This window comes from Anaeromassilibacillus sp. D41t1_190614_C2, assembly GCF_015558525.1.
GTDB lineage: Bacteria > Bacillota > Clostridia > Oscillospirales > Acutalibacteraceae > Anaeromassilibacillus > Anaeromassilibacillus stercoravium.
The window spans coordinates 703,903-715,874 of sequence record NZ_JADMOD010000001.1; the positions used below are offsets into that span (position 1 = coordinate 703,903).

Sequence of the window (11,972 nt, forward strand, 5' to 3'; positions counted from 1 at the left end):
TTTGAAAGATTCAGGCTGCAAAGGCGCAGCCATTTTTTTTGGAAGGCAGAAACGTTTTTACATCCGGTTCATGGATTCCAAATATTCGTCGTAGGTGCCGAGGCGGTCGATGATGCCGTCGTCCGTGATCTCAATAATCCGGTTGGCGACCGTCTGGATGAACTGATGGTCGTGCGAAGCAAAGAGGACAATCCCCTTAAAGGCGATCAAGCCATTGTTCACAGCGGTGATGGATTCCAGATCGAGGTGGTTGGTGGGCTGGTCCACAACCAGGACGTTGGAACCGAACATCATCATCCGGGACAACATGCAGCGCACTTTTTCGCCGCCGGAGAGCACGTTGACCGGTTTTTGCACGTCGTCGCCGGAGAAGAGCATCTTGCCGAGGAAACTGCGCAGATACGTTTCCGTGGTGTCCTGCGCGTACTGTTCCAGCCATTTGATGATGCTCAGATCACAGCCGTTGAAGTATGCGGAGTTGTCCTGCGGGAAGTACGATTGGGTGGTGGATACGCCCCATTTGAAGCGTCCCTCGTCGGCTTCCAGTTCTTCCATCAAAATCTTGAACAGCGTCGTGGTGACAATATCATTTTTGGCGAGGAAGGCGATCTTATCACCCTTATTGACACGGAAACTGACGTTGTTGAGCACCTTGACGCCGTCAACCGTTTTGGAGAGGTTTTCCACCTCCAAAATTTCCTTGCCCGGTTCGCGGTCCATCGTAAAGCCGACAAACGGGTACCGGCGGCTCGAGGCGGGCATTTCCTCCACGGTGATCTTTTCCAGCAGCTTTTTGCGGGAGGTCGCCTGCTTGGATTTGCTCTTGTTGGCGGAGAAACGCTGGATAAACGATTGGAGTTCCTTGATCTTTTCCTCCGCCTTTTTGTTCTGGTCGCGCATCACGCGCTGCATCAGCTGGCTGGATTCATACCAGAAGTCGTAGTTACCCACATAGAGCTTGATTTTGTTGTAATCGATGTCGACAATATGGGTGCAGACATTGTTCAGGAAATGGCGGTCATGGGACACGACGATCACCGTGCCCTCGTAATCCGCGAGAAAATCCTCCAGCCAGGCGATGGACCGCACGTCGAGGTCGTTTGTCGGTTCGTCCAGAAGGATGATGTCCGGATGGCCAAACAGCGATTGTGCCAACAGCACCTTCACCTTTTCGTTGCCGGGCAGGGAGTCCATCTGGGAATACAGCAACATGTTGTCCAATCCAAGGCCCTGCAAGAGCTTTCCGGCCTCTGTTTCGGCCTCCCAGCCGTTTAGCTCTGCAAATTCCGCCTCCAATTCGGCGGCCAGGTCGCCGTCCGCATCGGAGAAGTCCTCTTTTGCATAGAGCGCGTCCTTCTGCTTCAAAACCTCGTATAGGCGCGGATTGCCCATCAGGATGGTTTCAAATACGGTGTATGCGTCATACGCATGGTGGTCCTGCTTCAAAACGGACATGCGCAGCTTGGGGTCGATGATGACCTCGCCCTTGGTGGGCTCCAGCTCGCCGGAGAGAATCTTTAAAAACGTGGATTTTCCGGCTCCGTTTGCGCCGATGACGCCGTAGCAGTTGCCCGCCGTGAATAGAAGATTGACATGGGAAAATAGGTTCTGGCCGCTAAAACTGAGGCCAAGATCGGAAACGGTAATCATTGGCTTTGCTCCTTCATTGAAAATCGTAAAACATATTGTATTTTTTATTTATCAATATACATTTTGGAAAGACGAGGCGAAAAAACCTCTTGTGCAAATGCCACTCTATTCTATCATAAAAGGGAAAAAGCACCTATGGATGAAAACAATAAAGGAATGGGAAATTCCTTGTCATTTTTAAGGAAAACTGCTATAATCATAAGAATACAAACCCACATCAGCACAGGAGGGGTCCCATGAAGATTCAGGAGTCAGGCGAAAACTATTTGGAAACCATTCTGATATTAAAAAATCGAAACGGTTATGTGCGCTCTGTGGATATTGCCAATGAGCTCTCCTTTACAAAGGCGAGCGTCAGCCGCGCGATGAGCATCCTGCGCAAGGCGGGGCTGATTGTGATGGAAAAGAGCGGGAATATTGTCCTGACAGAGAGCGGTTTTGCGCGGGCCAGCGCCGTTTATGAGCGCCACACCGTGTTATCCGATTTCTTTCGCAAGGTTCTGGGAGTCGATCCGGAGACCGCCGTCCAGGATGCTTGCCGGATTGAGCATGTGATCAGCCAGGAAAGCTTTGACAAAATCAAGGAATATATAAAGGATCACGGATCAAATTCGTGATTTCGTTTCACAAAGAGGTGTTACCGAATGCAATTTATTTCTGCCCAATGTCCCCACTGCGGCAAGGAGCTTCAGCTGCCAGACGATGCACAGCAGGTGGTGTGCATGTATTGCGCAAAGCCGATCGATGTGCAGCAGGTGCTGCACGCACAGGAGGATACAGATTCCTATCGCGCGCTGCTGCATACGGCAAAGGAATTGATGAAGGACGATGTGGTGGCTTACAAAGCCAATATCCAAGCGGTGAACAACCACGGGTATCCGGAGGCGTTCCAGGCGTATGTGGAAAAGCTGGCGCCAGCCTTGCGCGCGTTCTGTGTTGCGGCGGAGGCGAGTACAGCGCAACGCGCGGCAGAAGAATACAGCTTGTTCCTAATGGAGCGCTTTTTGGAGCTGTTCCAGAAGCTGCAAGTAAAAGAGAACGACACAACCTTTTTTGACTACCGGTATACGGTTGTCGCTTTTTTAATCCCGGCGATTTTGGAGCAGGGGCACGAGGCGACGGAGGCCCTAGCCGATCAATTCCTGGAAAAATGGAATAAGCAGTATCCCAAAAAGCCGTTGGGAAAAGCGCGCTATGACGAGATCAGCCATGGATTCCGCCAACGGCTTTGCTTTATCACCACGGCTGTCTGCGAATTCCAGGGAAAAGCGGACGATTGCTACGAGCTCACCACCTTCCGCAAATTCCGGGACGATTGGCTTGCAAAGGCGCCGGGCGGAGAGCGGAAGATTCAGGAATATTACTTATACGCGCCGATGCTGGTGCAAAAGATTGACCGCCGGGCGGACCGCGGGGCGGTCTACCAGCGAATCTGGCAGGAGTATTTGCAGTCATGCCTCAAGGATTTGGAGGCCGGAAAACCGGAGGCATGTGCGCGTACCTACGAGGAAATGGTGCTGCGGTTGGAGCAGGAGTTCCTTCTGGCATAAAGAAAGCGAGGAAAGATAGATGGACGTCAATCGGCTGGAACAGCAAATGCGCTTTCTGGTAGAGGTGGATAAGATGAAAAGCGTCTACCGCCGGACCATCTTGATCGACAAGACGCGGCGGGAGTCGGATGCCGAGCATTCTTGGCATTTTGCTTTGATGGCCATGCTGCTGGCGGAATATGCGGACCCGGAAAAGGTCGACTGCGCGCGCGTCATCCGCATGGCGTTGGTGCACGATTTGATTGAGATTTACGCGGGCGATACCTTTGCTTACGATGTGCAGGGAAACCAGGACAAACGGCAGAGGGAGACCGAAGCGGCGGATAAGCTCTTTGCACTGTTGCCGGAGGACCAGGCAGCGGAGATTCGGGCGCTATGGGAAGAGTTTGACGCAATGGAGACGCCGGACGCCCAATATGCGGCGGCCATTGACCGCTTGCAGCCCTTTTTGAACAACTACCTGACCCAGGGGCACACCTGGGGATTGGGCGGCGTAAAGAGCGCGCAGGTGTATGAGCGGATGGATCCCATCCGTGTGGCGCTCCCGGAGGTTTGGCCGTTTGTAGACAAGATGATTCAGGAGAGCATCGAAAAAGGCTATTTGGAAAAAGAATGATCATGATAAAAGCGGCGCTATCTGAACGTTCGGATAGCGCCGCTTTTTGCATTTATAGTGATCCTTCTGAGGAAGAAAAGAGGCTGTCCAATGTATATTTGCAACATTGGAGCACCAAAGAATTTTAAGAAATGTGATTTTCCTGAGCAACTTTATTCAGGTCGGCAAATAAGGATTCCGTGAAGCGGATAGTTCGCGGAACATTTGCGCTTTTAAATTGCTTATTGATCTGAAACATACGAAATATCTCACATTGTAATAAACATTTATTCCTTAGAATCCTTTTGGTTTGGTGGTGACATGTGTTCCATTGCATAGTCAATACATTGATTGATAAAAGCGCTGCGGCTTAAGTTGAATTCCGCAGATAGGCGGTCAATTTGTTCGATCTTCTCAGAACTCATTCGAATGGTAATCGGCTCTTTTTTATATGGCTTTGGAATGAATTTGGACATTTCACCTCACCTCTTGAAAAATTGTATTCTATATTCTATAGTATGAATAGAATTGAAAAACGATTACAAAAACGAATACAATTTGGAGGAAGAATATGAAAAGCTGTTGTTTTACCGGACATAGAGATTTACCAAGGGAAGCTGTAACTGCCATTCAAGGGCCATTGGCCAGGCAAATAGAAGCTTTCATTGCGGAGGGAATCGTCCATTTCTACGCAGGGGGAGCGCTAGGATTTGACTTTTTGGCGGAACAGGCGGTTTTAAAAGCGCGTGAACAATATCCACAGATTCGATTGATTTTGGCATTGCCATATAAAGGTCACGACCAAGTATGGAAGGAAGAAATCCGATCCAATTATCAACGCCTTATTGAGAAGAATGCCGACGAAATTCTATACATTTCGGATCACTATTTTCGCGGCTGTATGCAAAAGAGAAATCGCTATATGGTCGACCACAGCGATGTTTGCCTTTCCTACCTGGTTTACCCAAAAGGTGGAACAAAATATACGGTAACGTATTGTCAGAAAAAAGGCATTCCGGTTATGAATTTGGCGCAGTTTATTCTTTAAAGTTCCTTCTTTCGCCACGTTTCCCGAAGAAACCTTCTATATTTTGTGCAAAAAATCAATTGCCTTTCGTTGGACTTTTTGATAGAATAGCGATAATTTATCAAGTCAAAGCATCGAAGGTTTAAATCGAAAAAGTAGCTTAGGGGGAACAAGTATGAGCAAAGAGGCAACCATTTGGATTGTCATCGCCATCTATGCCATCTTTATGGTGGTCATTGGCGTGGTGAATTCCAAGAACAGCGGCGGAATGGCGAGTTTCACCGTCGGCGGGCGCAATGCAGGCGCGTGGATTTCCGCGCTGTCCTACGGAACGGCGTATTTTTCCGCCGTTATGTTTATCGGGTATTCCGGAGGCTCCGGCTGGAGCTACGGATTATATGCCACACTGGTGGGAATTGGAAATGCGGTGTTCGGTTCCCTCTTGGCGTGGATGGTGTTGGCGGGGCGCACCCGAGAGGTCACGCGGCGTCTCAAAATCAAATCCATGCCCCAGCTCTTTGAAATGCGGTATCAGAGCAACGGCATGAAGATTTTCTCTTGCATTGTGATCTTCATTTTCCTGCTGCCCTATTCGGCGTCCGTCTATAAGGGCCTAACCAGCGTATGCTCCATTTTGCTGAACATCGACGAACGGGTCTGCATGATTATGATCGCGGTGGCATCCGCGGTGGTGTTGGTGCTGGGCGGCTATATGGCCACCTTGAAGGCCGATTTTGTGCAGGGCATTGTGATGATGTTCGGCGTGGCTGCACTGGTGGTGATGGTTGTCATTTGTCCGCAGGTGGGCGGCCTTACAGAAGGCGTCCGGCGTATGAGCGATTATATGAAGGAAAGCGGCATGTCGCCGATGTCGTCGCAGACGGCCTTGTCCCTTGTGGCGACGATTCTCATGACCAGCTTCGGCACCTGGGGATTGCCGCAGATGGTTCATAAGTATTACGGCATCCGGGATGACCGGGAGGTCAAGCGCGGCACGGTGATTTCCACCTTCTTTGCTTTGCTGGTGGCGGGCGGCGGCTATTTTATTGGGTCCTTTTCCCACCTCTTCTTCGGCGATACCCTGCCGGAGGGTGGCAAGGATTACATCATCCCCAATATGCTGAACATGGCGGGGCTGTCCAATATCCTGATCGGCATTGTGCTGGTCCTCTTAATCTCAGCTTCGGTTTCGACGCTCTCCAGCATTACGCTGACGGCCTGCTCCACGGTCGCCATGGATTTGGTGAAAGGGAAGATCAAGCCAAAGATGAGCGATTCGCATGCTGCAATGTTCACGCGCATACTTTGCCTGATATTTGTCATCGGTTCCTATGTGGTTGCGAATTATCCCACGCCGATTTTGGAAATGATGTCCTATTCCTGGGGAATCATCTCCGGCGCATTCCTGGCGCCGTATGCCATCGCCCTGTATTGGAAGGGCATCAACCGCGCGGGCGCATGGGCAGGCATGTTGGGCGGTTTCCTGACGGCCTTTGTCCCGGTGGCGATCTCCGGCTTTACCACGCCGGACGGCCCGATCTATGCGTGTTTGGCCATGATTCTTTCGCCCATCCTCTGCGTCGTGGTGAGTAAAATCGCTTCCAAGATGGGGTGGAAGAGCGGCGAGCGGAATGACTTTTTCTATACCGGTACGGCGGAAGAATGGCGTGCCGCACATGGATATGTAAAATAAAATTTGCATGAGCGGATCTGACCGCGCTCCATTTTCTTGGGGCGCGGTTTTTTCATGCATAGACCTTGGAAATATTGGATATATTGTGGAATAGAATCCCTGGGGAAAGGACGCCTTGCAATATGGATAAAAATGGTATATAATAGAAATCAACATAGTTAGCATATGCTAACGAAAATAAAGGAGTGATCGAATTGAGCGAAAATAGAAAACTGGTTTTGATCCGCCATGGCGAGAGCGAGTGGAACAAATTGAATTTGTTTACCGGCTGGACAGACGTCGGCCTTTCCGAAACCGGCCGGCAGGAGGCGGAACAGGCGGGAAAGACCCTCAAAGAAGCCGGATACGATTTTGATATTTGTTATACCTCCTATTTAAAGCGTGCCATCCATACACTGAATCTCACCCTGGAGCAGATGGACCGCGAGTGGCTGCCGGTGGTCAAGAATTGGAAACTCAACGAGCGCCATTATGGGGCGCTACAGGGATTGAACAAATCTGAGACGGCGCAGAAATACGGGGAGAACCAGGTGAAAATTTGGCGCCGCTCCTTCGACATCCAACCGCCCGCCTTGGAGGAAAGCGACGAGCGCAACCCGCGCGGCCACGCGCAGTACCGCAAGGTCGACCCGCGCCAGCTCCCCCTGACCGAGAGCCTGAAGGACACCATCGCGCGTGTGATCCCCTATTTTGAGCAGGAGATTCGTCCCCGCATCGAAGCGGGCGAACGCGTGGTGATTGCCGCGCATGGGAATTCCCTGCGCGCACTGGTCAAATATTTTGAGAACCTCTCCGAGGAGGAGATCGTCGGCGTAAACATCCCGACCGCCGTACCGCTCGTCTATGAATTTGCACCGGATTTTACCGTTGTGCACAAAGAGTACCTCGGCGACCCGGCGGTCATCGCCGCCAAAATGAAGAGCGTGGCAAACCAGGGGAAGGCCGGCAAGTAAATCGACAAGAACATTTGCATTTCGATCCCTTTGGCCCTGCCGTGTACGGAAACCCGCACACGGCAGGGCCGCTTTTGCTTTTCAAACCTGCAACCTGCACAGTTTTTGCCCGCCGGATTCCTGGATTCTTTTATTGTCATTCCTGGGGAAAAATAGTATAATATACAAATATTGGCGGGGCCCGTATGGGAGCGGAGCCCGCGGCCATACTGTAAGAATGGAGACATTCCGGCCCGTGCGGACATGGGCTTTTGATAATAAACGACATCGAAGAAAAGAGGATGTTTGATGGGCCAGTTGGATTTTCTGCCGGTGTTGCTCGGCAGCGACGTAAATGTATACGGCATGGCGCGGTCGTTCCACGAGGCGTACGGCGTCAAAAGCGTTGCCGTGGGGAAGGGGCGCTTAAACGCGACCTCCAATAGCGCGATTGTCACCGTGGAGTGCGTGGAACCCAATTTGGAGGACGACGCGGTCTTCTGCAAGACGTTGATCGACTTCGCGGGGCGCTACCCAAACAAGACGCTCTTGTTGGTGCCCTGTGGCGACAATTATATCAAGCTGTTGGTGCGCAACCAGGACAAGCTGCGCCCCTATTACCGCTTTGAATGCATCGATGAGCCGCTTTTGATGCGGTTGAGCATCAAAGAGAGCTTCTACCAGGTCTGTGAGGAGCATGGATTTGCATTCCCCAAAACGACGACCTGTTCTTACGAGAATTATAAGGGTGTGGAACTCCCCTTTGATTTTCCGGTGATTATCAAGCCGAGCAATTCGGTGGCGTATTGGAACTGCCATTTCCAGTATAAGAAAAAGGTCTTTGTGGCGAATAACCGTGCGGAGTTTGACGCTATTCTGGATGCCATCTATGGTTCCTCCTACAAAGATCACCTGATTTTGCAGGAGTACATCCCCGGCGACGACAGCAACATGCGCGTGATGAATTGCTATTGCGGGCGGGATAAAAAGGTGAAGCTGATTGCCCTGGGCCACGCGCTGTTGGAAGAGCATTCTCCCGAGGGGATCGGCAGCTATGCGGCGATCATCAGCTCGCACGACGATGCGCTTTCCGAGCAGATGCGCAATTTCCTGGAGGGCATCGGCTATGTCGGATTTGCCAATTTTGATATGAAGTTCGACCCGCGCGACGGGCGCTATAAGCTCTTTGAGATGAACCTGCGGCAGGGAAGAAGCAGCTTCTATGTGACTGCCGCCGGATATAATATGGCCAAATGGCTGGTGGAGGACGTTTTGGAGCACAAGGACCTCCCGTTGACCATTGCCACCAATGAGGTGCTTTGGAGCATCATTCCAAAGGACGTTATTTTCAAATATGTGCGCGATGAAGCGCTCAAAGAGAAAGCGCGTGCGCTCATCAAGGAGGGAAAATACTGCCAATCCATGCAGTATAAGCCGGACCGCAACTTCAAACATGAACTGGCCTTCTTCCTCAACCAGATGAACTATCGGAAGAAATATAAGAAATGCTTTGGCAATAAGGGGCTGCACGAATGAAGACGTTGGGTGTCATCGGGGGACTGGGGCCAATGGCCACCGCCTATTTCCTGCGCCGCATCGTGGAGATGACGGATGCATGGACCGACCAGGAGCATCTGGATGTGATTGTACTGAACCGTCCCTCGATTCCGGACCGGACGGCATATATTTTGGATCGCACAAAGCCGTCGCCCTTGCCGCCGATTGTCGATGCGGCCAAAACGCTGGAACAGCTGGGGGCCTGCTGCATCGCCATTCCCTGCATCACCTCCCATGCGCTGTTTTCTGAGTTTTCCGCAGCTGTGGGAATTCCCTTTATCCATATTTTGCGTGAGACCGCCACCCACCTGAAGGAGAACGGCGTGGCAGCGGCGGGCATCCTGGCCACCACCGGGACGGTGCGAGCATCTTTGTTTCAGGATGCGCTGGCGGAGCAGGGGATCCGCTGCATTTTGCCGGATGAAGCGAATCAACAACGCGTCATGAGTCTGATCTACGACGATTACAAGGCCGGGCGGCCACTGGAATGGGAAAAGTTCCAGCTTGCGTCCGATTTTGTGCGAAGGCAGGGCGCGGAGTGCATTGTCCTGGGGTGTACGGAGCTTTCGCTTATCAAGCGGGACCGTCCCGTGGGCCCCGGCGTGTTGGATGCCTTGGATGTATTGGCGCGGGCGAGCATCAAGCGATGCGGGAAACCCCTGCGCCCAGCGTACGAACAGTTGATTACGAGAGCATAAGGGCGGCTTGGACGTTTGCCCTTGACAATTGATGCATAGAAAAGGAGGCTTTGCCCATGTGCGGCTTCGTTGGATTTTTTACAAACGGTTACGGCGGGGATCGAAATGCGGTCATCAAGGCGATGGCGGATCGCATTATACACCGCGGGCCGGATCAGGACGACTACTATGTGGATGACGATATGGCGCTTGGATTCCGCCGGTTGAGCATCATCGACCTGGAGGGCGGTTCTCAGCCGATTTTGAACGAGGACGGGACGAAGGTCCTGGTGTTCAACGGCGAGATCTACAATTTCCAGGAATTGCGCAAAGACTTGCTGGCCAAGGGGCATGTGTTTAAGACCTCCACGGATTCGGAGGTGCTGCTGCACGGGTATGAGGAATACGGCGCGGAGCTGCTGCAAAAGCTGCGCGGCATGTATGCCTTTGTGATCTGGGACAGCCGGGCAAAGAAGCTCTTCGGCGCGCGGGACATCTTTGGCATTAAGCCGTTTTACTACTACCAAAAGGATGGGGACTTCCTGTTTGGGTCGGAGGTCAAAAGCTTTTTGGAGCACCCAGCCTTCCATCCGGAGCTCAACGAGGAGCGGCTTCCCGAATACATGTGTTATTCGTATATCCCGGATGAAGAGACCATGTTCCGCAACGTGTATAAGCTGTTGGGCGGGCATTATTTTGAGTATCAGGACGGCAAGCTCAGCATCCACAAATATTACGACATTCAGTATCACATCGACGAATCCAAATCTCTGGAGGACTGGGAGGCGCGCATCACCGAGGAATTCACCAAGAGCGTGGAGGCCCACCAGATCAGCGACGTGGAGGTCGGCTGCTTCCTGTCTAGCGGCGTGGATTCCAGCTATGTCGTGCGCGAGGTTTCCAAGGTTGCGAAGGATGTAAAGACGTTTTCCGTTGGTTACGAGGAGGAAAAGTACAGCGAGCTGCCGTATGCGCAGGATTTCTCCAGGACCATCGGCGTGCAGAACATCAGCAATAAGGTGAGCGCGGACGAGTTTTTTGAGGCGAATCAAGCGATCCAGTATTATATGGATGAACCCTTGCCGAATCCGTCTGAAGTGCCGCTCTTCTTCTTGGCACAGAACGCCCGGAAGTATGTGAAGGTGGTTCTCTCCGGCGAAGGGGCGGACGAGCTCTTTGGCGGGTATCCGATGTACCTTGCGGGGATGCATTTTGAGAAGTATCGGAAAATCCCGCGCGGATTGCGCCGGGCGGCGGCGTCCATTGCGAAAAAGATGCCGAACTTTAAGGGCAAGAACTTCATTGTGCGCGGTGGCATGGAGCCGTACCAGCGGTTTATGCGCAGCAATTTTGTGTTTACGTATGGGGACGTGAACCGCTATCTGAAAAAGGATTACCATCAGAAGGACCCGGTGGACTATGCAAAGCCCTATTTTGACAAGGTCAAGGATTTAGATGAGCCGACGCAATTGCAGTATGTGGACATCCACACATGGATGCTGTTCGACATTTTGCAAAAGGCAGACCGCATGAGTATGGCAAATTCCTTGGAACTGCGTGTGCCGTTCCTGGACAAGAAGATGTTGGAGCTGGCGATGCAGATTCCGTCCCGCTACCGTGTGCATGGCGATGTGACAAAGGTGGCCCTACGCGGTGCAGCGCTCAAACAGCTGCCGGAGCGCACAGCCAATAAAAAGAAGCTGGGATTCCCGGTTCCGCTAAACGATTGGCTGCGCCAGGATAAGTATTACAACATGGTTAAAGAAAAGTTTGAAGGGCCTGTTGCGGCGCAATTCTTCAATCAGCAGGCGATCATGAAATTATTGGATGATCACAAGGCGGGAAAAGCGGCCAATATGCAGCGCATTTGGTCCGTGTATTCGTTTATCCTGTGGTATGAGCAGTTTTTTGTGTTGGCGGTGAAGAAATCCGCGTAATAATCGTCAGAAATGATGGTGAGGTCTAAGGGCTTAGGAATTGTTTGATTTTCCTAGGTCCTTTTTGTTTTGTAAAGATTTATGGGGCAGAGAGAAAAGCAATTGGCTGTTACGAAAGAAAATCTCCCATCCTGGGTTTTGCCAGGGTGGGAGATTTGTGATTTGCAGGGAAAAGGTCTTCTCCTGCTTATTTTGCTTTGTGGATATGCTTAAGCCAATCGTCACAGCACAATGCTTGACTGGACGCACAGCGTCTTCCGCGGGCACACAGTGCCTCTCGCGCCTACGGCGTCCCCTAAGGAAGCAAACTGCGAAGAGTTTGCTTTCCGCTCCATATGGGAAGGCCCTACAGAA

The 11,972-nt window shown here is 51.7% G+C and carries 11 protein-coding genes; 9 read left to right on the forward strand and 2 right to left on the reverse strand.

Going from position 1 to position 11,972, the window contains the following annotated elements:
- Positions 1-57: 57 nt before the first annotated feature.
- On the reverse strand, positions 58-1,650 hold the full coding sequence (locus tag I2G69_RS03080) for an ABC-F family ATP-binding cassette domain-containing protein (protein WP_087230677.1): 1,593 nt from the start codon (positions 1,648-1,650) through the stop codon (positions 58-60).
- A 236-nt stretch (positions 1,651-1,886) separates the two neighbouring features.
- Between I2G69_RS03080 and I2G69_RS03085 the strand changes: the two genes are divergently transcribed.
- From I2G69_RS03085 to I2G69_RS03095, 3 genes are read left to right on the forward strand one after another with little or no spacing between them, the layout of a single operon-like run.
- Complete coding sequence (locus I2G69_RS03085) at positions 1,887-2,267, forward strand: metal-dependent transcriptional regulator (RefSeq protein ID WP_087230680.1); 381 nt, start codon at positions 1,887-1,889, stop codon at positions 2,265-2,267.
- Positions 2,268-2,294: 27 nt separating this feature from the next.
- The gene (locus I2G69_RS03090; RefSeq protein WP_195560175.1) at positions 2,295-3,200 is read left to right on the forward strand and encodes a CFI-box-CTERM domain-containing protein; all 906 of its coding nucleotides are present in this window, start codon (positions 2,295-2,297) and stop codon (positions 3,198-3,200) included.
- A 19-nt stretch (positions 3,201-3,219) separates the two neighbouring features.
- Positions 3,220-3,816, forward strand: a complete 597-nt coding sequence (locus I2G69_RS03095) for an HD domain-containing protein (protein ID WP_087230686.1) — start codon at positions 3,220-3,222, stop codon at positions 3,814-3,816.
- A gap of 266 nt (positions 3,817-4,082) precedes the next feature.
- On the opposite strand, the gene I2G69_RS03100 is transcribed toward I2G69_RS03095, so the two are convergent.
- Positions 4,083-4,271 carry a hypothetical protein gene (locus I2G69_RS03100; protein ID WP_087230688.1) on the reverse strand — a complete coding sequence of 63 codons (189 nt, stop codon included), beginning with the start codon at positions 4,269-4,271 and terminating at the stop codon, positions 4,083-4,085.
- Positions 4,272-4,366: 95 nt separating this feature from the next.
- On the opposite strand from I2G69_RS03100, the gene I2G69_RS03105 reads away from it, so the two are divergent.
- From I2G69_RS03105 to asnB, 6 genes are all read left to right on the forward strand, one after another.
- The gene (locus I2G69_RS03105) at positions 4,367-4,843 is read left to right on the forward strand and encodes an SLOG family protein (protein ID WP_195560176.1); all 477 of its coding nucleotides are present in this window, start codon (positions 4,367-4,369) and stop codon (positions 4,841-4,843) included.
- A 154-nt stretch (positions 4,844-4,997) separates the two neighbouring features.
- On the forward strand, positions 4,998-6,515 hold the full coding sequence (locus tag I2G69_RS03110; RefSeq protein ID WP_087230695.1) for a sodium:solute symporter family protein: 1,518 nt from the start codon (positions 4,998-5,000) through the stop codon (positions 6,513-6,515).
- 194 nt (positions 6,516-6,709) lie between these two features.
- Positions 6,710-7,468: a 2,3-diphosphoglycerate-dependent phosphoglycerate mutase gene (gene gpmA / locus I2G69_RS03115; RefSeq protein ID WP_195560177.1), complete on the forward strand. Its 759-nt coding sequence runs from the start codon at positions 6,710-6,712 to the stop codon at positions 7,466-7,468.
- Positions 7,469-7,756: 288 nt separating this feature from the next.
- Positions 7,757-8,983, forward strand: a complete 1,227-nt coding sequence (locus I2G69_RS03120; protein WP_195560178.1) for a carboxylate--amine ligase — start codon at positions 7,757-7,759, stop codon at positions 8,981-8,983.
- On the forward strand, positions 8,980-9,702 hold the full coding sequence (locus tag I2G69_RS03125) for an aspartate/glutamate racemase family protein (RefSeq protein ID WP_195560179.1): 723 nt from the start codon (positions 8,980-8,982) through the stop codon (positions 9,700-9,702). The genes I2G69_RS03120 and I2G69_RS03125 overlap by 4 nt, the downstream gene beginning before the upstream one ends.
- 56 nt (positions 9,703-9,758) lie before the next feature.
- Complete coding sequence (gene asnB / locus I2G69_RS03130) at positions 9,759-11,618, forward strand: asparagine synthase (glutamine-hydrolyzing) (RefSeq protein ID WP_195560180.1); 1,860 nt, start codon at positions 9,759-9,761, stop codon at positions 11,616-11,618.
- The last annotated feature ends 354 nt before the right edge of the window (positions 11,619-11,972 follow it).

Excerpts from the sequence above, each read along its gene's own strand:
- I2G69_RS03080 (WP_087230677.1), bottom strand. The coding sequence starts at position 1,650 with ATGATTACCGTTTCCGATCTTGGCCTCAGTTTTAGCGGCCAGAACCTA.
- I2G69_RS03085 (WP_087230680.1), top strand. The coding sequence starts at position 1,887 with ATGAAGATTCAGGAGTCAGGCGAAAACTATTTGGAAACCATTCTGATA.
- I2G69_RS03090 (WP_195560175.1), top strand. The coding sequence starts at position 2,295 with ATGCAATTTATTTCTGCCCAATGTCCCCACTGCGGCAAGGAGCTTCAG.
- I2G69_RS03095 (WP_087230686.1), top strand. The coding sequence starts at position 3,220 with ATGGACGTCAATCGGCTGGAACAGCAAATGCGCTTTCTGGTAGAGGTG.
- I2G69_RS03100 (WP_087230688.1), bottom strand. The coding sequence starts at position 4,271 with ATGTCCAAATTCATTCCAAAGCCATATAAAAAAGAGCCGATTACCATT.
- I2G69_RS03105 (WP_195560176.1), top strand. The coding sequence starts at position 4,367 with ATGAAAAGCTGTTGTTTTACCGGACATAGAGATTTACCAAGGGAAGCT.
- I2G69_RS03110 (WP_087230695.1), top strand. The coding sequence starts at position 4,998 with ATGAGCAAAGAGGCAACCATTTGGATTGTCATCGCCATCTATGCCATC.
- I2G69_RS03120 (WP_195560178.1), top strand. The coding sequence starts at position 7,757 with ATGGGCCAGTTGGATTTTCTGCCGGTGTTGCTCGGCAGCGACGTAAAT.
- I2G69_RS03125 (WP_195560179.1), top strand. The coding sequence starts at position 8,980 with ATGAAGACGTTGGGTGTCATCGGGGGACTGGGGCCAATGGCCACCGCC.
- asnB (WP_195560180.1), top strand. The coding sequence starts at position 9,759 with ATGTGCGGCTTCGTTGGATTTTTTACAAACGGTTACGGCGGGGATCGA.